Source organism: Ruegeria sp. CDSB029 (assembly GCF_059611125.1).
The window spans coordinates 102,365-124,799 of the sequence record NZ_JBXWOX010000004.1 but is presented as its reverse complement, the minus strand read 5'-3'; the positions used below and the strand labels follow the sequence as shown (position 1 = coordinate 124,799).

The following is a 22,435-nucleotide window of genomic DNA, read 5'->3' as shown; positions in this document are numbered from 1 at the left end:
GATGCATCATTTCGATGAAATTTTTGTAATGGCTGCCAATCGCCATGGTGGCCCGGATGCGTTGAATGAAAAATTGAGCAAACCCAAAAGCCTGGCCGAGCTTGCTGAGATGCCGGAAGATCGCTGGCTGTCGATTATCACCAAGACCATCTTTCAGGCGGGGTTCAACTGGAAGGTCATCGAAAACAAGTGGGACGGGTTTGAAATCGCATTTGACGGTTTCGATGTCGGACGCTGCGCCTTCATGGATGATGAGAAATTCGACGCCTTGCTGCAGGATACCCGCATTGTGCGCAACGGAACCAAGATCGCGACTGTTCGTGACAATGCCGCCTTTTTGCTGGAGCTTCGTGATGAAGGCGGTGCGGGTCAGGTTCTTGGGGGTTGGCCATCGGTCGACTTTGCCGGGCTGCTGGCGATGCTGGGCAAGCGAGGGTCGCGTCTGGGCGGGGCTTCGGCCCAATACGCCATGCGATTTGCAGGGCGTGACAGTTTTGTCCTCTCGCAAGATGTGACCGCGCGGCTGATTGCCGAAGGGGTGGTCGATAAACCCGCGACTTCGAAAAAGGCGATGGCTGCGGTGCAAGAGGCCTTTAATACATGGATGGATCAATCAGGCCGGTCGCTGACGGAAATCAGCAGGGTTTTGGCGATGAGCCTGTGAAAACGGGTTGCAGCGCGGGCACTTCGCATTAGGCTTTGATTATGGCCTTTCGTATTTTGATGACGCTATTAATTTTGCTTGCTGCCTGTGGTCGCCCTTTGACGGATCAGGAACGCGCATTTGCAAGTGCCGTTCAAGGCGACACGCTGGATTTGGATCGCGTGCGACTTGTCGAAGGTGCGCCGGTAACGCCGATCACGTTTTACCGCAAGGACCGGCCGCGCCTGGCCTGTAGGGAACGTATCCTGCCACCAACCGAAGAAGGGGTCGTAACCGCGAAACCCGCCGCTGTTGCGTTGTTCAATAAGGTCTATTTTAACAAGGACTGGTACCTTGAGGACTATATGTCCGATTTCCCGGAACAGATGGACCTGATTGCCGGGATGTTGCTTGCACACGAACTGACCCACGTCTGGCAATGGCAGAACCGCCAGTCCACTGGTTACCACCCCCTGCGAGCCGCCGCCGAACATGGCGGAAGCAAGGACCCGTACCTGTTCGACCTGCAGACATCGCCTGATTTTCTATCCTATGGATTCGAACAACAGGGGGCGATCGTCGAGGAATACGTCTGCTGCCGGGCATTGGACCCTAACGCACCGCGGACCCAGCGCCTGCATGACATGTTGGGCGCGCATTTCGACTTGTCACCGCTGCCTGGCGCGCAGCGCGAGCGTGCCGTTGTCATTCCGTGGAGCGGAGCGAAGGTAGAAGGGATTTGCCGCGAAGGCTAAGCCTTATTGCAGCGTCTCCAGGTAAGCCACCAGATCCACAATCGGCTGACTAGTCAGGATCGGCTGCCCATCGGGTGTTTTCATCGAGGTATCCTGCCCGTCGAAATAGGGACCGTAAACCGGCATCGGGCTGCCATGACTGACCAAGGGATCACGCCCGTCGATACGCGCCACAACACGGGCTGTTGGGAATACTCCATCCCCGGATGCCAGCTGGGTCAGATCAGTCGGCTGTATCACCAACACACCAGCCATTGGCCCATGCCCGGTCGCATCGATCCCATGACAAGTCGCACAATAATGCTGATAGAGTTCGGCACCGGTTTCAACGTTCTGCGCCATGGTCTGAGACGCCAACGCAGCTACACTCGCACAAACGGCCCCGAACATCGGTTTGATCATCGCATCCTCCTGTCACGATTGACATTTGCAGGCTTGCCCGCCGGGCGGCTTGGCGCAATGATCCAGATCAACGAAGCGGGAGGATACGGGCAATGACACAATACGCAGCCATTATGCTGGCGGCCGGGATCGGCGTTCCGATTCTGGCGGCTTTGAATGCCGCACTGGGCAAGCTGATCGGGTCCCCGACAACCGCCGGCGTAGTCCTGTTTGCCATCGCGTTCGTGGCGTCAGCCCTGGTCATGCTGCTGTTTCCAGGAATAGAAGCGCTATCCAAGGTGGCCCAAGCCCCGAAACACTTGTTGCTGGCCGGTGTTTTGATTGCGTTTTATGTTCTGTCGATCACGCATGTCGCCCCCCATTTCGGAGTCGGCAACGCCGTGTTCTTTGTTCTGCTGGGACAGCTAATCAGCACGGCGGCCATCGATCATTTTGGCCTGTTTGGTGCTCAGGTCACGCCGCTGACATGGATACGGGCCGGGGGCATAGCCGTGATGGCGGCCGGTGTCGCCATCACTCAACTGGCTTAAGAACACCCGCCTCCAGCCGCAGTTTTCGGTCCATCCGCGCGGCCAGATCCATGTTATGCGTGACAATCAACGCTGAAAGCCCTTCATCCCGGACCAGCGACATCAAAGCACCAAATACCTGATCCGAGGTTTCGGGATCCAGGTTACCGGTCGGTTCATCCGCCAGCAAAACGCGTGGCTTGTTCGCCAGGGCCCGGCAAAACGCAACACGCTGCTGCTCGCCCCCTGACAGGGCGGCGGGGCGGTGTTTGGCACGTGCCGCCACTCCAACGCGGTCCAGCAAGGCCATCGCCCTGTCCAGTGCAGCCTTCTCGGATACACCGTTAGCCAGTTGCGGCAGGGTGATGTTTTCCAGCGCAGTAAACTCGGGCAACAAATGATGGAACTGGTACACGAACCCAACGTCCTGCCGTCTAAGCGCTGTACGGGTTCGATCCCCCCTGCCCGCTACATTCTGGCCCGCGATCTCAACTGATCCTTCATCTGGTTTGTCCAGTAGCCCAGCAATGTGCAACAGTGTCGATTTGCCTGCCCCGGATGGCGCGACCAAAGCCACAGCCTCACCTGCGCGCAATTCCAGATCGACCCCACGCAACACCTGCACCTCACCTGGAGTGCCCTTGAGGTAGGTCTTGGTCAAACCGTTCAGCCGCATCGTCAGATCATTCATAGCGCAGCGCCTCAACCGGGTTCAGCCGCGCCGCGCGGCGGGCCGGGAAATAGGTGACGATGAATGACAGCCCCAACGACAGCCCAATCGCCTTGAGAACATCTGAAAGGTGCAACTCGGCGGGTAAGGAGTAGATGCCGCGAATGGACGGATCCCAGACGCCGCCGCCCATGACGTAGTTCACGAATGAGAATATCGGGTCGATATAGATGGCAAACAGGCAGCCGAGGATCACGCCCATGACGGTGCCAATGATGCCTGTGAATGCACCGCAGATGAAAAAGACCCGCAGGATCGACCCTTCGCTCAGGCCAATGGTGCGCAGGATACCGATATCGCGCCCCTTGTTTTTCACCAGCATGATCAGGCCCGACACGATGTTCATTGCTGCGATCAGGACGAGGATCGACAGGATGATAAACATCACGTTGTCCTCAACCTCAAGCGCACGCAGAAATCCGCCCGACGCATCCTGCCAAGTCCAGATCTGGCTGCGCCCGCCTGCGGCCTCGAGGATGGGAATCAGAACCGGGGTCATTTCCTCGGGCCGTTCGACCATCACTTCGATCTCGTCGGCCACACCGTCGCGGTTGAAAAAGCTCTGAGCTTGCGTGAACGGCATATAAACGCGGGTGCGGTCGATGTCATACCGCCCGGCCGAGAACACATAGACCACCTGATAAGCGTTCACGCGCGGAGACGTCCCAAAGGCGGTTTTCACCCCATTGGGTGAGGTCAGTTTGACCGTGTCACCAACCGCTGCTCCGATGCTGCGCGCCACACCGGACCCAATGGCAATCACATCCTCTCCGTCTTGAAACTGGGTCAGATCACCGACGGCTTGTTCGCTTTGCGCGACGCCCGGCAGATCGCGCAAGTCGTCGGGGCGGATACCAAAGACCTCGACCCCGCTGCTGCGATCGCGATTGGTAATCAGGACCTGCCCTTTGACCAGCGGGGCCGCGCGTTCCACGCCCGGAACCTGCGCGATCCGGCTGGTCATCTCTTCATATTCCGCGATTGTGCGGTCAACGCGCCCCTGCGCATCAAACTCTCCGGCGGAGTACACAGTCACATGGGCGTTTGCGCCCAGAATAGTGCCGACGAATTCGGACCGAAATCCAGAACGGACGGCCAGAGTGGCAATCAGGGCAAAGACGGCCAGCGTGATCCCGATCAGGGAAATCCACGTCATAACGCTCACGCCACCTTCGGCACGGCGCGCGCGCAGGTAACGCCACGCGATTTTCCACTCAAATGGGGCAAAGGGCGGGGGTGTTCTGGCCATGCCTGCTCCGGTTATTTTGTTGTCGCGACCCTTTCGGCATTTCACCGGATGGTCAAGCCGGTTGTCAGCCGGTCAGCGTTGCCGCGCGGTTTAGCACCTCTTCGGCGCGCGGTCGGGTACAAATACCCCTGTCTTCCAACTCGGAAAACACACGATCCCGCAGATCGCCGGGCAACAGCGACAAGGCGCGGTTATGCAGACCCAACGTCAATGCAGCGGGATCATCCAGCATCGCCAACTGCGATGCCATTTCCTCGGGCGAATAGGTCGGCCAGAGCCCGATATTGCATTGCGCGTGGTCCTCGAACCACTGTGCATAGCCATCAGGCGACTTGAGGCAGAACGCATTCAGCAGCATGAACTCGGACGGCCGCCTGCGCGATCCAAACAACGCCTGCACCGAGCCATACCGATCGTTGATCTCGTCCAACAGCGCCAAGGCCAAGGATCGGCGCATCGCGAAAGGGGTCGCAAATGTCGTGGTCCTTAACCCGTTGAGGTCGGTACCTGACGCGCCCAGTGCATCAAGGCTCTCGACCAGCCAATTGCGGTGGTAATCGCTTTGGACGTCGATGAAAGCGATACGCGCCGCACCATTGTCAGCAAAGAACTCAGTCGGATCAAAGCTGCGCAGAAAGACGTTCTTGGTGTCCAGGACAACCATGTTCTCGGACGCCGCAACGCGCGCGGCGCCCAGCTTCAGAACTTGCTGACTGCGATACCCGTTGGACCCGCGCCACCCCTGCCTGCGAATGCCGGGAATACGAAACCGATTTTCGATCATGATCCGATCCGACAAGGATCGCCGCGCGTACTGACCGGGCTGCAACAACAGGTCATCGCCGCCCAGGACCTGAACCTTGGATCGCAGTGGGCCGTATGAAGCCAAAAGGGGTTCGATTTTTGCCCTGAGCGTATCTTCGTCGCAGTCATTCATGATCACGTGAATCGACGAAACCATGTCCGGATCGACAAAACGGGCAAAAGACAGCGCCTGAAGTTCAAGCAGGGGAAAGTCCTTGGAATACACGACGGTCGCGAAACTCAGCACAGCGCGGGCCCTTTCATCGTTTTGCCCGGTTTATCAGCAATTTCGGCGCGGTCAAATTCGCTCTCAAAGCCCCGAAATTGCGAATCAGCAACGCCACCGGTCAAACGGACACTCGAACTAAAGGAGATCATCCGCCATTAAAATATACCACCGGTTGTGACGCTCTTCACAGACAGCCCGGTATTGTTTCAGCTATGAAGTTAATGTGAGCATGGCGAGGCAAACTGAACTCAAAATGCAACATTTGAAACGCAACTTTATTTCGCGTTTTGCTTATTTTTGGAAACTTTGTCACCCTGATTATGGGGGAATACATTTTTTAGAGCGGGGGTCGCTCATGTTTGTAAAGAGTAGTACGGAATTGTTGGACCCTATTTTGGTCCGAAACGCATCTTCAGAACTGGATTGTGAGACAGCAGCGCTGTTGCGTGCAACCATTCGCCCTGTTTTCGACGCCGCGGCAAGCTGGTCAAATTTGACCGACATCCTGAAAGACAAAGGATACCACTTGGCGTTCCGTCAGGGGCGGTTGTGCATTACGGATCGCGCAACCGATGAAAGGGTTTGCGGGATACGCTTTTTGGGGTTCGAATTCAAGGAACTGGTTAAACGTTTGGGCCGTCCGATTGTCGTGGCACGCGGCAACAGCGCGGATGGCGATATTCTGACGGAACGGCCGGAACCGCAGAGAAACTAAAAGTTTCGCCAGAACTGAGCCTTGCGGCGCAGCGTCTTTGTCAGGCTGTACAGCGCGGCACGCGCGATGGCGGGCTGCGACAGCGATTTCAGCAAGATTGCACCTGCAACGCGAACCGGCAGATGGCCCTGTTTGTACCATCCAAATCGCTGCGCGTCCGTGTATCGGGACAGATCACAGAACTGACTGTAATTCTTCAACCAACATGCGGCCATCTCGGCCCCAGCGGCGTCAGTGTCTGCTGACACCCCGCCAATCCGAAACAGCGAAATCGGGGTCTGCAGCCGCTGGCCGGAATGGCCAGACAGGATCATCCGCAGAACCATGTCGTAATCCGCGGCCGAACGGAACTGCAGGTCATGTCCACCCAATTCCTGAAACAACGCCCGTTTCAGAACCATTGCATTGTGACCGAATGGCAGGCGCTGCAGGATGGATTTCAGAGTTAGTCGACGGGCGTGACGGCGGTTGCCCTCATCATCGAAAAAGACAGTTTCGCCATACACAAAGTCGGGCTTGTCCGGCCCAATGGCATTTTGCACCCGAAGCAGACTCTCGGCGTCTGCAATCAGGTCGTCCGAGTTGAGAAACAGGACATACTCGCCAGTACAGCGCTCGACCGCTTGATTCATCGCGTCATACAGGCTTTTGTCCCCCTCGCAAAAATACCGCACCGGAATGGGATCCCCCGAGGTCGAGACCTTTTTAATCGCATCTTCCAACAGGTCCTGTGTGCCGTCATCGGATTGACCGTCCCAGATGACGTGCTCGACGTTGCGAAACTTTTGGGACTGCACACTGTCCAGGGCGGCGAGGACTTGCTCCTCGCGCCCCGCTTCGATCAGGTTGCGTGTAACGGTGACAACTGAGATCAGCGGCCGATGATCCTGTTCAGACGATTTGCTCATAGATTTCGGCAACTTTCGTGACGGCCGCTTCTGGGCTCAACTCCTCGCTTTCGCCTGTGCGGCGGCAGGTCAGTTCAACCACTCCGTTTTTCAGACCGCGCGGGCCAACGGTGATGCGCCAGGGCAGACCGATCAGGTCCATGGTGGCGAACTTGCCCCCTGCCCGTTCCTTACGGTCATCATACAATGGCTCGAGGCCCAGCGCTGTCAGCGCGCCGTAGATCTTGTTACAGGCGGCGTCGGCCTCGTCATCACCTTGCTTCAGGTTGACGATACCGCAATGGAACGGCGTCACGCCTTCGGGCCAGATGATGCCCTTGTCGTCATGGCTGGCCTCGATGATCGCGCCGATCAGGCGGCTGACGCCGATGCCGTGGCTGCCCATATGAACGGGAGCGGGTTTGCCATCGGGGCCTTGAACAGTTGCGCCCATGGCTTCGGAGTACTTGGTGCCGAAGTAGAAGATCTGGCCAACCTCGATCCCGCGCGCCACGCGGCGACGCTCTTCGGGGACTTGGTTGAACAGCGCCTCGTCATGGGTTTCATCCGTGCGGGCGTATTTCGAGGTGAACTCTTCGAGGATCGCCTGACACTGCTCGCGGCTGTCGTAGTCGATCTGACGATCACCGAAGGTCAGATCGGTGACTGCACTGTCATAGAACACCTCAGATTCACCGGTATCGGCCAGAACAAGGAACTCGTGCGTGTTGTCGCCACCGATGGGGCCGGAATCGGCGCGCATCGGGATGGCTTGCAGGCCCATGCGCTCATAGGTGCGCAGATAGGTGACCAGATGGCGGTTGTAGGCGTGCAGCGAGTCCTCTTTGGTCAGGTCGAAATTGTAACCGTCCTTCATATAGAACTCGCGTCCACGCATCACGCCAAAGCGGGGGCGGATCTCATCGCGAAACTTCCACTGGATCTGGTAAAGCGTCAGCGGCAAATCTTTGTAGCTGCTCACATGACCGCGGAAGATGTCGGTGACCAGTTCTTCGGCAGTCGGTGTGAACAGCATATCCCGGTCATGCCGGTCTTTCATGCGCAGCATTTCCTGACCGTAGTCATCATACCGCCCGGATTCGCGCCACAGGTCCGCCGACTGGATGATGGGCATCTGGATCGCGATGTGGCCAGCGCGCGCCTGCTCTTCGTGGATGATGTTTTCCAGCTTGCGCAGCACTTTGAAACCCAGCGGCAACCATGAATAAATTCCGGCAGCAGCTTGCTTGATCATCCCGGCGCGCAACATCAGCCGGTGGCTGACGATCTGAGCCTCGGAGGGGTTTTCCTTGAGAACGGGCAGAAAGTAACGGCTGAGGCGCATTGGTGAACCTTTAAAGGTGAATTTGGACTTCAAAGTTGCTTATTCCAAAGCCCCGCCGGGGGCAATCATGCATTGGTTATTTTGCGACCTCGGGCCGGTCGGTTTTTTGATTGACCCGCCAGTCAGGGTTTTCAATTGTGACTGAAATACAGAATCCAAGGGGCACCCATGCAAACCATTCAGGAACCCGCTCGTAAGATTCCCGTGGTACACCAAACGGACGTTCTTATTGTTGGATCAGGCCCAGCCGGACTGGCCGCCGCGCTGGCTGCGGCGCGCGCCGGTGTTGAGGTTTCGTTGGTCGACCGCTTTGGCTGTATGGGTGGCAATATCACCGCCGTGGGTGTTGAGGGCTTTGCCTGGTACCGCCACGAACAGACGGTCGAGGCTGGTGGCATCGGCATGGAGTTCGAGACCCGTGCTAAGGACATGGGCGCCGCGGTGCCCGAAAGCCAGTCGCTGAGCTATGAATTGGACAGCGAGGGTTTTAAGCTAGTGGCCGACAAGCTGGTTGAAGAGGCAGGCGTTCATCCGATGCTGCACCGGCAATTCGTCGCTCCGATCATGGAAGGTGACCGGATCACCGGCATCATTACTGAATCCAAAGCGGGGCGCGAGGCGATCCTGGCCAAGGTTGTGATCGACGCCACCGGCGACGCCGATGTTGCCCACCGCGCAGGCGCGCCGACGCACAAGACCGCCCGCGAAGATATGATGGCCGCCTCGGTCATGTTTCATCTGGCTGGTGTCGACAAACGCGCTTTTATGGAGGGCGTCAAGGCAGATCCCCAGACCTACAAGGATTGGGGCGGCGGCGGTGAGTGGAACATCGAAACTTCGGGCAAAGAAGACGACATGTTCTCTCCCTTCGTGCACAAGCCGTTCCAGCAGGCCATCGATCAGGGCCTGATCCCGCCGCATCTGAACACCATCGCGGGCACATGGGGTGCAATGCACGACACGGGCGAGCTGACCTATATGAACCTCATCCACCTGGCCGAGATCGACGGCACGGACCCCGACAGTTTGACACGTGGCGAGATTGAGGGCCGCCGCCAGTCGATGCTTGCCATTGAGGCGCTGCGCCGGTTCATGCCCGGTTGTGAAAACGCACGGCTGCGGAACTTTGGGATGACCATCGGCATTCGCGACACGCGGAAGATCGATGCGGTCTATAACATGACTGAAGATGACGCCCGCCATCAGGGCCGGTTCGAGGATACAATCGGTATCTATCCCGAATTCATCGATGGCTATGGCATATTGATCCTGCCGACCACGGGGCGATATTTGCAGGTTCCCTATCGCTCGATGCTACCCAAGGGCATCAAAGGCTTGCTGGTCGCGGGCCGTTCGCACGGTGCGGACAAGGTGGCCCACGCCGCAACTCGCAACATGGCCTGTTGCGCGGTCATGGGACAGGGTGCAGGAATTGCCGCGGCCTTGTCGCTGAAAGGCAACCAGGACCTACACGCGATGAACCTTGCCCCTGTTCACGCGGAACTGGACCGGCAGGGCGTGAGGGTTCACTGATGCAGTCAATCCCCACGATCGACATCTCTCCGCTGCAAGACACGGCCCATCCGGACCATGACGCAACCGTTCAGCGGATATTGAACGCCTGCACTGACATCGGCTTTCTCTCCATCACAGGCACTGGGGTTTCGCCTGACACCGTTAATCAGGTCCGTGCCAAGACGCGCGCGATCTTTGACATCGATGAACAGAGCAAGTGGGATCAGGCCATCACCCGCAACAATTATCGCGGATATATCCCCATGGGTTTCTTCACGCCCAATGATGGCTCGGGCAAGGCGGACAAATACGAAGGTTACAAGCTTCATTTCGAAGTTTCCGAGGACCACCCGGTTCGTGATGACTGTGCGCTTTATGGCCCGAACCTCTGGCCAGCTGAAGTACAGGGCGCGCGGGAAGTGATATTGGAGTATTGGTCGCAACTGGACCACGTGGCCGAACTGCTTCTGGGCGCGCTTGAAATCGGTCTGGCTCTGAAGCCCAACGTCCTGAAAGAGGCCTTTGCCACCCCCATGACAAACATGACGCTGTTGCACTATCCGCCGCAGGCACCGGATGAGGAAGGCTTTGGCATTCATCCCCACAAGGACACGGATGCCCTGACGATTATCGCCCCCGACCCCGTTGGCGGGCTAGAAGTGCAGACCCGCGATGGCGGATGGATCACCCCGGATTGCCCACCCGGCGGCTTTATCGTGAATATCGGCGACATGCTTGAGCTGTGGTCGGGTGGACGGTTGAAATCAACGCCGCATCGGGTGGTCAACAAATCTGGCAAAGAACGCTATTCCTTCCCTTATTTCGCGGTTCCGCGTCACGAAGTGATCGTCGAGCCACTGTTACCGCCGCTGCCCGGCTTTGATCGCCCTGCGGTTCACTGCGGGCTTTGGTCGGCCGAAATCTGGCGCACAAACTGGCCCGATGAAACCGCCACGGCTGATACGCCCGAGCTCGGAACGCTGGACTCATAATTCCTGGAAATCCCCAAGGCATGAACCGCTTGCATCGCGGGACCGGTTAAGCCAAGAACACCGGTAAGAGCCAAAAACAAGGGGACAAGCATGGCCTTGCCGGTAAAGGATCAACTCAGGTATTGGGGCGTCGCGGCTGCCATTTTTGTGCTTTGCCTATGGGCACTTGGAGACGTTTTGCTACCCTTTGTGATTGGCGGTGCAATCGCCTATTTCCTTGACCCGATTGCAGATCGTCTTGAAAATCTGGGCCTGTCGCGCATGGCAGCCACTGCGATCATCACAGTTGTTGGCATTCTGGGCTTTGCTCTGGCAATCCTGATGGTTGTTCCCGCGCTGATTACCCAGTTGATCGAGTTGGTCGAAGTTATGCCAAGCCTGTTCCAACAGCTGCGCAGCTTCATCGAACAACAGTTCCCGTCCCTTCTGGACCGCGAATCCAATTCGCACCAATTCCTCGTCTCACTGGGTGAAACGCTGAAATCCAAAACAGGCGATGTCTTGCAATCCGTCGCTGCCTCATTGGGTTCGGCGATCAACGTCGTCGTTCTGTTGGTCATTGTTCCGGTTGTGGCCGTCTACATGCTGTTGGACTGGGACCGCATGATCGCCCGGATCGGTGATCTACTGCCCCGCGATCACGCCCCGACGATCAAACGACTGGCCGGTGAAATTGACGCCGTTCTGGCCTCATTCGTGCGCGGCATGGGCACGGTCTGCCTGATCCTTGGCACCTATTACGCCGTGGCACTGATGGCGGTCGGCCTGCAGTTCGGACTGATCGTCGGTTTCATAGCGGGTCTGGTCACATTCATTCCCTACCTCGGCGCGCTTATCGGCGGCACGCTGGCCATCGGTCTGGCGCTGTTCCAGTTCTGGGGGGATTGGGCGCATATCGGTCTGGTTGCCGGGATCTTTGCGCTGGGCCAGGTAACCGAAGGCAATTTCCTGACGCCAAAGCTGGTAGGTAGCTCAGTGGGTTTGCACCCAGTGTGGTTGCTACTGGCTCTGTCAGTTTTCGGTGCCTTGTTCGGCTTTGTCGGGATGCTGATCGCGGTGCCCGTTGCCGCAGCGCTGGGAGTGCTGGCGCGGTATGCAACATCGGTCTATTTGGGCAGCCGCCTGTATACCGGCCTCGAAAGCGCGGATCAGGAAGACCTGTAGTATGGCCCTTCAGCTAAGCTTTGATCTTCCGGCGAAAACTGCGCTGGGGCGTGAGGATTTTTTCGTCTCTCCCGCGAATGCACTTGCGGTTGCCATGATCTCGGCCACGTCCTGGCCGGGCAACAAACTGGTTCTGAGCGGCCCTGCGGGTGCAGGTAAAACCCATCTGGCACATGTCTGGGCGGCGGAAACCGGTGGTCGGATCATTCAGGCCACGGATGTGCGTCACGAAGACGTGCCGGATCTGGCACGCGCGCCTGTCGCGGTTGAAGACGTCCCGATGATCGCGGACGACTTAGAACAACAGAAAACACTGTTTCACTTGCACAATCTTGTGTTGGCCGAAGGCAACGCCCTTCTCATGACTGGGCGGCTGGCCCCTAATTTCTGGCAACTTCCGTTGCCCGATCTCCAAAGCCGGATCGAGGGCGCGCATCACGTAGCGCTTGACCCGCCGGATGACGCATTGCTGGGCGCGGTTCTGGCCAAGCTGTTCGTGGACCGGCAATTGAACCCCAGCCCTGAGGTCATCGCCTATTTGGTCAAACATATGGACCGGCGCTTTGAAACTGCCGCCAGTGTTGTGGCGCAACTGGACCAGCTTGCCCTATCGGAAAAGCGCGACATTACCCGCGCCTTGGCGGTGCGTGTTTTGAGCGCAGATTTAGATGATATCCAATCTGGGAATTGACCCACGCCGGGTCATCTCGCATTCTGCACGCGGAATATCTGGAAGAGACATGGATCAAACTGTCGTTACCGAAATCCCTGACTGGGGTCCGTTCGGAAAACCCCTCTTTGATGACCCCCAAGCCCGAGCTCTGTCACGCGTGGGCGTGGTTGACGTCGGATCAAACTCAGTCCGGATGGTGATCTTTGACGGTGCCGCGCGCTCACCGGCTTATTTCTACAATGAAAAAGTGATGTGCGAGCTCGGCGCGGGCCTTTCAGACACGGGGCGGCTTAACCCAACGGGTCGCAAACGCGCCTTGGCCGCTTTGGGCCGGTTTGCCCAACTCTCCGATGACCTTGGCCTGCCCGGCCTGCATGTCGTCGCCACCGCAGCCGTGCGTGAGGCCGAAGACGGCCCCGAGTTTTGTGCCGAAGTCAAAGCCGAAACCGGCCTGACCGTATCGGTCATCAACGGCGATGAAGAGGCACGCCTGTCCGCGCAGGGTGTCCTGCTGGGATGGCCAGGTGCGTATGGGCTGATTTGCGATATTGGCGGGTCCTCAATGGAATTGGCCGAGATCGGAGACGGCGGTGTCGGTCGGCGCCTGACCTCGGCGCTGGGGCCGCTGAAACTGCGGGACATCAAAGGTGGGCGGCGTGCGCGCAAGGCACACATCAAGGTCACGATGGAGGATCTGCGCGACCAGATGGGGCCGCAACGAGATCGCCTGTTCCTAGTGGGCGGAAGCTGGCGAGCATTTGCGCGTCTGGACATGCTGCGTCGGGGTTATCCCCTGAACGTGCTGCATGAATATCGCATGACCACCAAGCAGGTGCGCGAGACCATTAAATTCATCGAAAAAGGTGACCCGGAAAAGCTGCGCAGCAAAGCCGGTGTGTCGGGATCACGGATGGCACTGATCCCCTATGCGATGGATGTGCTGGCACGCTTGATCCGCACGTTCAAACCCAAGGATATCGCCATTTCCAGCTATGGTATCCGCGAGGGTCTGCTTTACGAGCAGATGCCACAAAACCTCCGAGACCGCGATCCGTTGATCGAGGCGAGCCGTTTTTCCGAAGCCAAGGACGCCCGCCTGCCCGGTTTCGGAAAACATCTGCTCGATTTCGTGATGCCGCTGTTCAAATCAGCCCCACCCGCGCGCATCCGCCTGATAAAGGCGGCCTGTCTGTTGCACGACGTCAGCTGGCGCGCACATCCTGACTATCGCGCCGAGGTCTGTTTCGACTACGTCACACGTGCCAATCTGGGCGGCTTGAAGCACTCGGAGCGAGTTTATATCGGGCTGGCCCTGCAACACCGGTATCGCAACAAACGCGAGGGCAACCGGTTCACCGCACTGTACGAACTCCTAGACGAGAAAGACCAGAAACAGGCCGAGATTTTGGGAAAGGCCATGCGGTTTGGTGCTATGCTGTGGATGCAGAACGATGCGCCGATGGCGACTTTGAAATTTTACCCCAAGAAGCAACAACTGGACCTGTTCTTGCCAACTGCAGCACGCCCCCTGTTCAACGAAGTGGCCGAGGCACGGCTAAAGTCACTCGGCAACGCTTTGAAATCCGAGACTCGCGTCATCATCCTGGGCTAGATATCAAATCTCGGTTTCGCCCTCGGGCGGGCCTTCAGGGATCTCTGGCTGTATCTCTGGGTCCTGCGGCGGCTTTTTGCGGATAATTATATCGCCGTTAGGCAGGATCTCGGGTGCTTCATAGGCGCTCCAATCCTCAATCTCATCTGCCATCTCGGCCAAGGCGGGCCCCATTTCCGCAATAAATGACTGCATTGCAGGGCCAAACTGTTCGGCCAGGCCCAGCAGTTCATCCAATGCAGGCTCCATCTCCTGGCGCAAGCCTTCAAAGAACAGCTCTGCCCCCTGCTCTATCAGGGATTTGTTCCCCTCTTCCTCGGCAAAAGCCGGAAGGGCCATAGTGACGGTCAACGCGCAGATTGGAATGAAACGTTTCATATCGAAAATATAGGGCAACTGAAACGCGGTTGAAAGATCACAGCTCGATATCCAGAGTGACAGGGAAATGGTCAGACGCGGTTAGCAACGCTGCATGTAGATCCTGCGCATCACGGCAAGCCGGATCGCGAAACGGATGCCATATGCGCCAGTCCGGGCGACGATCCTTTAACCCATCGCTGATCATAATATAGTCCAGCAACGCCTCAAGATACCCGCGATCTTGGGGCCGATAAAAGCGCGCGGTCGACGGGCGTTCACCCGGTTCTGACCCAAAGGCCGTATCCGCGTGGGGGTCGAACAACCCCGATTGCAGCAGGATTTCAACCGATGAGCGACCAAACAAGTTTTCGAATTCGTCCAGCCCCGGACCATCGTTCAGATCGCCCATTAAGATCAACTGTTCATCAGCCGCCAGATGCGCCTTGATCCGCCTGCTCAGCCAGATCGCCTGAGCCAGCTGTTTCCGACGATTGGCGATCGAGATGCGGATCGCCGCATCGCGGGTTTCCGCCCCATGAGGCGCCTTTGACTTCAGATGCGCGCCAATAAGACGGAACCGTTCGCCTGCCTTGGTTTCAACTGCCAATTCCATCGGCGGCTTGGAAAACTGCACCTGATCCTCGGTTGCGTCGATGTCGAGGTCGATGTGAAACACCTGATCGAAACGCGGGGCCCGTTGGCCTCCGTCCTTTGGATCATGTCGCACCGTCAAAGAGTGCGGGTCGTACAGCAAGGCCAGTTCCTGATGCGTATCGTTGGCAAACCCCATCACGGCTTCGCTAGTGCGCAGATCGAATGCCTCGGCAAAGTTCTGCAGCGCACGGACCGTGTTCTGAGATTTCCCTGTGTTTGGCGCTTCGACAACCAGCACAGCATCCGCATCGATCGCCGTCAGAACCTTGGCGATAGCCTCAATCTGCTGCGCTTTGGTGACATCATGGCGACCTGACCAACTGTCATCGGCGATCAGTTCGTCATGACGATCAAACAGATTGGCGAACCACTCGATGTTATAAGTCGCGAGGCGCATGCCTCAGGCCTGCGCGCCGTTGATTTCGTCCCAGGCACGGTTGATGTCGATCATCTTCTTTTCAGCCAAACGTACGGCCTCTTCTGGGACACCACGTGCCAACATCGCATCGGGATGTGTTTCGCGCACAAGTTGCCGCCACACCTTGCGAATATCGGGCAGCGGCATGTCGCGAGGCACCCCAAGAACCGTGTAAGGATCGTTGGGCGCATCAGGTACAAAACGGGCACGCAAGGCCATGAACTGCGCATCGGTCTGGCCGAAAATATGGCTGACCTCTTCCAGAAACTCGTTTTCGTTGGGGTGATAGAACCCGTCCGCCATGGCGATGTGGAACAACCCTTCCATCAGGTCGCACAGCGTGGTGCTGTCTTCGGAAAACATGCGCGCGATCTTGCGGGCATAGTCCTGATATCCCGCAACATCCGTGCGGGCCATGTTGAACACACGCGCCGCGCCTTCCTCGTCATCACGCGCGATCTGGAATACGTCGCGGAAAGCGGTGACCTCATCTCGCGTCACTTGCCCGTCAGCCTTGGCCATTTTCGCGCCCAGTGCGATCACGGCGATGGTGAAGGCCACCGACCGTTCAGGTGGCGAGCGCAGCTTTTCAAAGACTGCGGTAAGGCTTTCACCCTGGGCAAGCGCACTCAGCGCATCGGATATACGGATCCAGATCGACATGAGCGCACCCTAGCGTCCCAAATCGGGACTGTCAGGTGCAACCAAACCGTCTGTGGCAAGAATTTTCTGCATCAGCACAAGGTCCAGACGTTTCCCCCACTTGAACCCAACCTCGGGCATGCGTCCGACTTCGACAAAGCCCACAGCCGCGTGAAAAGAAACTGCCGCCGGATTTGCCGAAGAAATTCCCGCCACCAGTGCATGAGTTCCTTCTGCCCGGGCGGCGGCCTCAAGCGACCGCATCAAAGCTCGCCCCGTACCTTGTTCACGCGCATCAGTGGCCAGTTGGATCGTTAGCTCTCGGCACTGCGCGTATCCCGGACCGGATCGAAACGGACCATAGGTGGCAAACCCAAGAATCTGGTCGTCCTGTTCAGCCACAAGATAGGCCGGACCGCGCGCTTCGATGTCACGCGCAATGCTGTCTACACTGCGTTCGTCGGTTGTAAATGTTACCAGCGTGTCGCGGATGATTGCGTTGGTGATCGCAGCTATCTCTTTGGCATCCGCAGCTTTGGCTTGTCTGATTTTCATTCCAAAACGCGTTTCCCATGCGGTGTTTCGAACTCTGCCTGCAATGCGGCCGGGCCTGTGTCGAATACCACAGCGTCCATTTTGCCTAGCAGCTTGGCTAGCTCCAGCGCGTCCGGGTGAAAAACCACCAATCGACGCAAACGGCAGCCGCTATCCTGCAGCATATTTGCCGGATGCAAATCTCCGTGCCACTGAATAAGCGCCGGGAACAGATTGTCGAAGGGCAGACGCCCGTTTGGCGGAACCGCCATTTGCCAGCGTAACGCCCCGCGGGCCAGGTCGATCGGGTGGCCCACCCCATCCGGAAACACGGTCAACGAGGCTGAAATGTCCGGGACCCGGCATATCCAGTTGGTAAGGCGCGGCGCGCCCTTGAACCGGTCCAGATCGAACCATCTGGTTCTTTGCGGATTCGGTGCCTGTGGGTCAATCGCGATGGCCTCAAGATACAAGCCGTCTCGCAACCCCAACAAGCGGTTATATGTGCCGAATCTTTCATGCTTGCCGCCGTCTTGCAGCGGCACGCCCAACGCTTGTTCGACATGGGCAGACGCTTCTTCGAGCGTTTCGCCCGCAACCGCCAGATGATCCAGTAACACGCAGCGCCTCCTATGAAAAACGACCAGACCCTTTCGGATCTGGTCGCATGTTTTCCTTAAAGGCGGTGGATCACAAGATTTTTCGACGAAAATCTTTGAACGCCTCAGCTTTTCGCTTCACCGATCAGACGTAAGATGTCCTGAGCGGCTTCGGGGATATTGGTGCCCGGGCCAAAGATCGCTTTGACGCCGTGATCATAGAGGAATTGATAGTCCTGCTGCGGGATAACCCCGCCACAGATCACCAGAATATCCTCGGCACCGGCTTTCTTCAGCTCTTCTACCAACTGCGGTGCCAATGTTTTGTGCCCCGCTGCCTGCGACGAAATACCGATGACGTGCACGTCATTGTCCACAGCGTCCTGCGCGGCCTCTGCCGGGGTTTGGAACAGCGGGCCTACATCCACGTCAAACCCGATATCCGCAAAGGCGGTTGCGATCACTTTGGCACCGCGGTCATGCCCATCCTGCCCCATCTTGACCACCAGCAGGCGCGGGCGGCGGCCTTCGGCCTCAGCGAATTCCTCGATGGATTTCTGGATCGCTGCAAAGCCTTCATCGCCTTCGTAGGCCGCGCCATAGACACCGGCCAGCGTTTTCACTTCGGCGCGGTGGCGACCGAACTCTTTCTCCATTGCCATGCTGATCTCTCCTACGGATGCACGGGCGCGGGCGGCCTCGACGGCGGCGGCCAGCAGGTTTCCACCCTCGCGGGCAGTCTTGGTCAGAGCATCCAGTGCCGTTTGACAGGCGGCTTCGTCACGGGTTGCACGGATACGTTCCAATCGCGCGACCTGCGCTTCGCGCACGGCCACATTGTCGACGTCCAGAATGTCGATCGGGTCTTCCTGTTCTTTGCGGTACTTGTTGACTCCGACGATCACCTCGTCACCCCGGTCGATCATGGCCTGACGGCGGGCAGCGCTTTCTTCAATCCGCAGCTTGGGCATACCGCTGGCCACGGCCTTTGTCATGCCGCCCATTTCCTCGACCTCTTCCATCAGAGCCCAGGCTTTTTCGATCAGCTCGTTGGTCAGGCTTTCGATGTAATACGAACCGGCCAGTGGATCGACGACGTCGGTGACACCTGTTTCCTCTTGCAAAACCAGCTGCGTGTTCCGCGCAATTCGGGCCGAGAAGTCAGTGGGCAGCGCAATCGCCTCGTCCAGGGCGTTTGTGTGCAGGGACTGGGTACCGCCCAGAACCGCGCTCATCGCCTCATAGGCGGTGCGGATCACGTTGTTATACGGGTCTTGTTCTTGCAGTGACACACCCGAGGTCTGGCAGTGTGTGCGCAGCATCTTCGAGCGTTCGGATTTCGCGCCAAAATCGGTCATCACCCGATGCCACAGCGTACGCGCGGCGCGCAGCTTGGCGATTTCCATGAAGAAATTCATGCCGATAGCAAAGAAGAACGACAGACGCCCTGCAAACTTATCCACGTCCATCCCAGCCTGCGTCGCGGCGCGTACATACTCGCGCCCGTCAGCCAGCGTATAGGCCAGCTCTTGCACGAGGTTCGCCCCAGCCTCTTGCATGTGGTAGCCCGAGATCGAGATCGAATTGAATTTCGGCATCTCGTTCGATGTGAATTCAATGATGTCCGAGATGATCTTCATCGAGGGTTCAGGCGGGTAGATATAGGTGTTGCGCACCATGAACTCTTTCAGAATGTCATTCTGAATGGTGCCGGACAGGACGGATTTGTCGTGCCCCTGCTCTTCACCTGCAACGATGAAACTGGCCAGAATTGGAACCACCGCCCCGTTCATGGTCATCGAGACCGAAACCTTGTCCAACGGAATGCCATCGAACAGGATTTTCATGTCCTCGACGCTGTCGATGGCCACACCGGCCTTGCCCACGTCACCGACAACGCGCGGATGGTCACTGTCATAACCGCGGTGCGTCGCCAGATCGAAGGCGACCGACACACCCTGCTGACCGGCTGCCAGATTGCGGCGATAGAACGCGTTTGATTCTTCAGCGGTCGAGAAACCCGCATATTGGCGGATCGTCCAAGGGCGGCCCGCATACATGGTCGCCTTCACACCGCGAGTGAACGGACCGAACCCCGGTAACGACCCCATATGCGGCAGTTCAGCGGTGTCTTCCTGCGTATAGAGCGGTTTGACGTCGATGCCTTCCAAAGTCTCTTTGGTCAGGTCGTCCAACGGGCGCCCGCGCAGCTCTTTCTCGGCCAGCGCCTGCCAGTCTTTCGTATCGGTCATTGCGTATTCCTTTTCTCAATTCGGGTCGCGAACAGGCATTGCCTGCGCGTTTTAACGTTCGGTGCCGCGCATCGCGGCAGGTGTAAACGCGATATTTTGATGCCTGCGTGCATTTCGCCGGTCGCATTCACCGGCGCAGAGGCTATATTCAAAAGAACAGGAGGCCCTATGACACGAACGCTTGCCCTTGTTTTCTCGGCACTATTCCCGCTGGTCGCGATGGCGGCAGATGGGTCTGCGCCTGCCGATGAAGATTTTGTCCGCCCCGCTGGTGATAGCGAGCTGAGCGAATACTTATGGGTCAACCGGCCCATCGTTGTCTTTGCCGATACCCCAGCCGACCCGCGTTTCCGGCAGCAAATCGACATGCTTCTGGAAGGCGAAGAGGCCATGCGCGACCGGGATGTGGTCGTGCTGACCGATACCGATCCGTCCGCCCGATCTCCGATCCGGTCACAATTGCGCCCGCGCGGCTTCCAGATGGTGTTCGTCGACAAGGACGGCGTGGTCAAACTGCGCAAACCTTCGCCGTGGAGCACACGTGAAATCGGCCGTTCCATCGACAAAACGCCCCTGCGCGAACGTGAAATCCGCGAACGACGCGAGGGCGGCTGAGCGCTTTCGCCACGCCCAAAGCTCCCGGCGCGAACCGCCGGGAAACCACGGAGATATGGTGAAAACGCGATCATGATCACTCGAACTCGATGATCACGTCGTCCACGGCCAGGTTGTCGCCGGGGCCTGCGTTGACTTTGGACACGACACCTTTCTTCTCGGCGCGCAGGATGTTTTCCATCTTCATCGCCTCAACAGTGCACAGCGCCTGACCTTCCTGCACTTCCTGCCCTACTTCGACATCGATCTTCACGATCAGGCCGGGCATCGGGCACAGCAGCATTTTCGAAGTATCCGGCGGCAGCTTTTCGGGCATCATACGCGCCAGCTCGGCCTGACGCGTCGTGCGGACATGGACCTTGAGGTCTGCGCCTCGGTTGCGAATACGGAACCCGCCCGAGATTTTTCCGACTTTCAGAACCAGCGGGCTGCCATCGACGTCCAGCACCGCCAAGTGATCGCCCGGCGTCCAGTCCGAAGTGACCCGCACGGTGGTACCGTCTGAAAACGTCACGGATGACCCATCGCGATCCGCATCAATCTCAACTGCATATTCCTGCCCTTGCAGTGTGACGACCCAATCAGAGCCGACCTTGCGTTCGTGATTGTCCATCCGGCCAGAAACGCGGGTGCGGCGAATCTCGGCCACGCGGTGCATGGCTGCGCAGGAAGCCGCGATGCGGCGCAAGTCGGCCTCGGACAGTTCAACGCCTTCGAAACCGTCGGGATATTCCTCGGCGATAAAGGCCGTGGTCATGTCCCCGCTGACGAATTTCGGATGGTCCATCACAGCCGACAGGAATGGCAGGTTGTGGCCGATGCCTTCGACCTCAAAGCTGTCCAGCGCTACGCGCATCGCCTCAATCGCCGCCTCGCGGGTCGGGGCCCAGGTGCACAGTTTGGCGATCATCGGGTCATAGTACATGCTGATCTCGCCGCCTTCATAGACGCCGGTGTCGTTGCGCACGGCGGCTTCACCTTCGGGCGCTTCACCTTGCCATTTATCGTTCACCAACAGCGGACCAGAGGCAATCTCTTGCGGCGGTCGATAGCGGGTCAGACGACCAATCGACGGTAGGAAGCCGCGATACGGATCTTCGGCATACAGGCGGTTTTCGATGGCCCAGCCGGTCAGGGTCACGTCGTCCTGTGTGATCGACAGCTTTTCACCCGCCGCCACTCGGATCATCTGCTCAACCAGATCGACACCGGTGATCAGTTCGGTGACTGGGTGTTCCACCTGCAAACGCGTGTTCATTTCCAGGAAATAGAAGTTCTTTTCGCCATCGACGATGAATTCAACCGTACCGGCGCTGGCATAGTCCACGGCCTTGGCCAGTGCCACGGCCTGTTCGCCCATCGCTTTACGGGTCGCTTCGTCTAGGAACGGCGACGGTGCCTCTTCGACCACTTTCTGGTTCCGACGCTGGATCGAGCATTCACGTTCGCCCAGATAAATGCCGTTGCCATGGCTGTCGCAAAGGACCTGAATTTCGATGTGACGCGGCTGGGTCACGAATTTTTCAATAAAGATACGGTCATCACCGAACGAGTTTGCCGCCTCGTTCTTAGACGACTGGAAGCCTTCGCGCGCCTCTTCATCATTCCAAGCGATCCGCATGCCCTTACCACCGCCGCCGGCACTGGCCTTGATCATGACCGGATAGCCGACTTCGTTGGAAATCTTAACGGCCTCTTCGGCGTCTTCGATCAGGCCCATGTAACCGGGAACGGTCGAAACGCCGGCTTCTTGCGCGATCTTTTTCGAAGTGATCTTGTCACCCATGCTTTCAATCGCTCCAACCGGGGGGCCGACAAAGGCCACGCCTTCCGCCTCAAGCGCCTCGGCGAATTTGGAGTTTTCCGATAAAAAGCCGTAACCGGGGTGAACCGCCTGCGCGCCACTTTGGCGGATGGCCTCCATGACCTTATCGATAACGATGTAGGATTGGTTCGCAGGCGGCGGGCCGATATGCACCGATTCATCCGCCATCGACACATGCAAGGCGTTCTTGTCTGCGTCCGAATAAATAGCAACGGTGCCGATACCCATCTTGCGGGCTGTCTTGATGACCCGGCAGGCGATCTCGCCCCGGTTGGCGATCAGGATCTTGTTAAACATGGAACGTCCTTTGTC

At 58.0% G+C, this 22,435-nt stretch carries 23 protein-coding genes; 10 read left to right on the top strand and 13 right to left on the bottom strand.

Features of this window, described 5'->3' with window-relative positions; translation table 11 throughout:
* The first annotated feature begins 1 nt into the window (after position 1).
* Positions 2-664, top strand: a complete 663-nt coding sequence (locus AC2FI8_RS06575; protein WP_496777992.1) for a DNA-3-methyladenine glycosylase I — start codon at positions 2-4, stop codon at positions 662-664.
* Between the two features lie 41 nt (positions 665-705).
* Positions 706-1,398, top strand: a complete 693-nt coding sequence (locus AC2FI8_RS06570) for a hypothetical protein (protein ID WP_496777990.1) — start codon at positions 706-708, stop codon at positions 1,396-1,398.
* A gap of 3 nt (positions 1,399-1,401) precedes the next feature.
* Here the strand turns inward: AC2FI8_RS06570 and AC2FI8_RS06565 are convergent, their stop codons facing one another.
* On the bottom strand, positions 1,402-1,800 hold the full coding sequence (locus AC2FI8_RS06565) for a c-type cytochrome (protein ID WP_496777988.1): 399 nt from the start codon (positions 1,798-1,800) through the stop codon (positions 1,402-1,404).
* 92 nt (positions 1,801-1,892) lie between these two features.
* Here AC2FI8_RS06565 and AC2FI8_RS06560 point away from each other — a divergent pair, with 92 nt between their 5' ends.
* Positions 1,893-2,330: a DMT family transporter gene (locus AC2FI8_RS06560; RefSeq protein WP_496724326.1), complete on the top strand. Its 438-nt coding sequence runs from the start codon at positions 1,893-1,895 to the stop codon at positions 2,328-2,330.
* On the opposite strand, the gene AC2FI8_RS06555 is transcribed toward AC2FI8_RS06560, so the two are convergent.
* The 3 genes from AC2FI8_RS06555 to AC2FI8_RS06545 form a co-directional block, all read right to left on the bottom strand.
* Positions 2,314-3,000, bottom strand: a complete 687-nt coding sequence (locus AC2FI8_RS06555; protein WP_496767904.1) for an ABC transporter ATP-binding protein — start codon at positions 2,998-3,000, stop codon at positions 2,314-2,316. The genes AC2FI8_RS06560 and AC2FI8_RS06555 overlap by 17 nt on opposite strands.
* Positions 2,993-4,288 (bottom strand): lipoprotein-releasing ABC transporter permease subunit, encoded by a 1,296-nt coding sequence (locus tag AC2FI8_RS06550; RefSeq protein ID WP_496767902.1) that lies wholly within the window; start codon positions 4,286-4,288, stop codon positions 2,993-2,995. The genes AC2FI8_RS06555 and AC2FI8_RS06550 overlap by 8 nt, the downstream gene beginning before the upstream one ends.
* Positions 4,289-4,352: 64 nt before the next feature.
* Complete coding sequence (locus AC2FI8_RS06545) at positions 4,353-5,339, bottom strand: DUF6492 family protein (RefSeq protein WP_496777986.1); 987 nt, start codon at positions 5,337-5,339, stop codon at positions 4,353-4,355.
* Positions 5,340-5,574: 235 nt separating this feature from the next.
* Between AC2FI8_RS06545 and AC2FI8_RS06540 the strand changes: the two genes are divergently transcribed.
* Positions 5,575-6,036: a hypothetical protein gene (locus tag AC2FI8_RS06540; protein WP_496777984.1), complete on the top strand. Its 462-nt coding sequence runs from the start codon at positions 5,575-5,577 to the stop codon at positions 6,034-6,036.
* On the opposite strand, the gene AC2FI8_RS06535 is transcribed toward AC2FI8_RS06540, so the two are convergent.
* Positions 6,033-6,944 (bottom strand): glycosyltransferase family 2 protein, encoded by a 912-nt coding sequence (locus AC2FI8_RS06535; protein ID WP_496777982.1) that lies wholly within the window; start codon positions 6,942-6,944, stop codon positions 6,033-6,035. The genes AC2FI8_RS06540 and AC2FI8_RS06535 overlap by 4 nt on opposite strands.
* Positions 6,928-8,268, bottom strand: coding sequence for a proline--tRNA ligase (gene proS / locus AC2FI8_RS06530; RefSeq protein ID WP_496777980.1), 1,341 nt, complete (start codon positions 8,266-8,268; stop codon positions 6,928-6,930). Before proS ends, AC2FI8_RS06535 begins: the two co-directional genes overlap by 17 nt.
* Positions 8,269-8,436: 168 nt before the next feature.
* Between proS and AC2FI8_RS06525 the strand changes: the two genes are divergently transcribed.
* The 5 genes from AC2FI8_RS06525 (at position 8,437) to AC2FI8_RS06505 (ending at position 14,224) form a co-directional block, all read left to right on the top strand.
* Positions 8,437-9,801, top strand: coding sequence for an FAD-dependent oxidoreductase (locus tag AC2FI8_RS06525; protein ID WP_496767889.1), 1,365 nt, complete (start codon positions 8,437-8,439; stop codon positions 9,799-9,801).
* On the top strand, positions 9,801-10,775 hold the full coding sequence (locus tag AC2FI8_RS06520; RefSeq protein WP_496777978.1) for an isopenicillin N synthase family dioxygenase: 975 nt from the start codon (positions 9,801-9,803) through the stop codon (positions 10,773-10,775). The genes AC2FI8_RS06525 and AC2FI8_RS06520 overlap by 1 nt, the downstream gene beginning before the upstream one ends.
* A gap of 90 nt (positions 10,776-10,865) precedes the next feature.
* Complete coding sequence (locus tag AC2FI8_RS06515) at positions 10,866-11,939, top strand: AI-2E family transporter (protein WP_496767885.1); 1,074 nt, start codon at positions 10,866-10,868, stop codon at positions 11,937-11,939.
* Between the two features lies 1 nt (position 11,940).
* Entirely contained in the window at positions 11,941-12,630 is a 690-nt protein-coding gene (locus AC2FI8_RS06510) for an HdaA/DnaA family protein (RefSeq protein ID WP_496767883.1), read from the top strand.
* 49 nt (positions 12,631-12,679) lie between these two features.
* Positions 12,680-14,224, top strand: coding sequence for a Ppx/GppA family phosphatase (locus AC2FI8_RS06505; protein WP_496777972.1), 1,545 nt, complete (start codon positions 12,680-12,682; stop codon positions 14,222-14,224).
* 3 nt (positions 14,225-14,227) lie between these two features.
* Here the strand turns inward: AC2FI8_RS06505 and AC2FI8_RS06500 are convergent, their stop codons facing one another.
* From AC2FI8_RS06500 to scpA, 6 genes are all read right to left on the bottom strand, one after another.
* Positions 14,228-14,602 (bottom strand): hypothetical protein, encoded by a 375-nt coding sequence (locus tag AC2FI8_RS06500; RefSeq protein WP_496724303.1) that lies wholly within the window; start codon positions 14,600-14,602, stop codon positions 14,228-14,230.
* 37 nt (positions 14,603-14,639) lie between these two features.
* Positions 14,640-15,635 carry an endonuclease/exonuclease/phosphatase family protein gene (locus AC2FI8_RS06495; protein ID WP_496777970.1) on the bottom strand — a complete coding sequence of 332 codons (996 nt, stop codon included), beginning with the start codon at positions 15,633-15,635 and terminating at the stop codon, positions 14,640-14,642.
* 3 nt (positions 15,636-15,638) lie between these two features.
* Positions 15,639-16,319, bottom strand: coding sequence for a molecular chaperone DjiA (locus AC2FI8_RS06490; protein ID WP_058275662.1), 681 nt, complete (start codon positions 16,317-16,319; stop codon positions 15,639-15,641).
* A 9-nt stretch (positions 16,320-16,328) separates the two neighbouring features.
* Positions 16,329-16,853, bottom strand: a complete 525-nt coding sequence (locus AC2FI8_RS06485) for a GNAT family N-acetyltransferase (RefSeq protein ID WP_496777968.1) — start codon at positions 16,851-16,853, stop codon at positions 16,329-16,331.
* Positions 16,850-17,452, bottom strand: coding sequence for a VOC family protein (locus tag AC2FI8_RS06480; RefSeq protein ID WP_496724295.1), 603 nt, complete (start codon positions 17,450-17,452; stop codon positions 16,850-16,852). The genes AC2FI8_RS06485 and AC2FI8_RS06480 overlap by 4 nt, the downstream gene beginning before the upstream one ends.
* A gap of 104 nt (positions 17,453-17,556) precedes the next feature.
* A complete protein-coding gene (gene scpA / locus AC2FI8_RS06475; protein WP_496777966.1) occupies positions 17,557-19,683 on the bottom strand; it encodes a methylmalonyl-CoA mutase in 2,127 nt (708 codons plus the stop codon).
* A gap of 168 nt (positions 19,684-19,851) precedes the next feature.
* On the opposite strand from scpA, the gene AC2FI8_RS06470 reads away from it, so the two are divergent.
* Positions 19,852-20,298 (top strand): DUF4174 domain-containing protein, encoded by a 447-nt coding sequence (locus AC2FI8_RS06470; RefSeq protein WP_058275658.1) that lies wholly within the window; start codon positions 19,852-19,854, stop codon positions 20,296-20,298.
* Positions 20,299-20,374: 76 nt separating this feature from the next.
* Here AC2FI8_RS06470 and AC2FI8_RS06465 read toward each other — a convergent pair whose 3' ends face one another.
* Positions 20,375-22,420 carry an ATP-binding protein gene (locus AC2FI8_RS06465; RefSeq protein ID WP_496767862.1) on the bottom strand — a complete coding sequence of 682 codons (2,046 nt, stop codon included), beginning with the start codon at positions 22,418-22,420 and terminating at the stop codon, positions 20,375-20,377.
* Positions 22,421-22,435: the final 15 nt, after the last annotated feature.